We start from the raw sequence: 851 nt of genomic DNA on the forward strand, positions 1-851 counted from the left end.
GGAATGGCGTCAGGAACCGCCTCGCCCTTGGGCGTCGGCGGCGGCGACATATCCTCGTAAAGCAGCCGCGCCTCGTCGGCAGGACCACGCCGGGCGCCGGGCCCAAGCACCTTCCAGACAAGGATTCGGCGGTCGAGCGTGATGGTCAGCACATCGCCGGCCTTGACCAGATCGGAGGCCTGCGCTGCTTTGTCGCGATTGATGCGGACGCGCCCGGCAATGACGAGCTTCGCCGCCAGCGACCGGGATTTCACCGCACGCGAGAAGAACAGCCATTTGTCGATGCGCTGGCGGCCTTCTCCAACCATCGGGACCGGCCGAGGCTATTTCTTCAGCTGGTCGCGCAAGGCGGCGAGCTTGGCAAAGGGTGAATCCGGATCAAAGCGCTGCGGACGCTCCTCGCGCGGTTTGCCCTGGAAGGCCGGCTTGCTGCCGCCTGCGGCATTGTCCTTGCCGTCCTGCCTGTTGCCTTTCCAGTCCGGCCGGCCCTCGCGGCGGCCCCCCTCGTGGCGATCGGCACGCTCGCCCTGCGGCCTGCCTTCGCGCCGTTCGCCGCCTTCGCGTTCCGGTCTCGGCTTGAACTTCGAGCGGTCGAAGCGCGGCTTGCCGGCCCCGTCGCGCTGGTCGCGGCGGCCCTCACGGGCTGGCCGATCGCCGGCCTGGCCACCCGTGGCAGCCGCCTGGCCATCGCCTGCAGCCTGGCCGTTGCGCGGACGATTGTCGCGGCGATTGTCATGGCGGTGGCGCGGGCGCGAATGGTCGAAGCGCGCCTGCCGCCACAGCAGGATCGGCTTCGGCTCTTCCGGCTCGGCGGGGGGCTCTGCGCCTTCACCACTTTCGCCCTCGTGGGG

General features: G+C 70.0%; 1 protein-coding gene and 1 pseudogene. Both read right to left on the reverse strand.

Features of this window, described 5'->3' with window-relative positions; genetic code table 11:
- A partial coding sequence (locus EOA49_RS32210) for an RNA-binding S4 domain-containing protein (protein WP_164749398.1) occupies positions 1-308 on the reverse strand: 308 nt, incomplete at its 3' end.
- Between the two features lie 15 nt (positions 309-323).
- A pseudogene (locus EOA49_RS32215) lies at positions 324-851 on the reverse strand (helicase); the annotation flags it as partial.

The organism is Mesorhizobium sp. M1A.F.Ca.IN.020.04.1.1 (genome assembly GCF_003997315.1).
GTDB lineage: Bacteria > Pseudomonadota > Alphaproteobacteria > Rhizobiales > Rhizobiaceae > Mesorhizobium.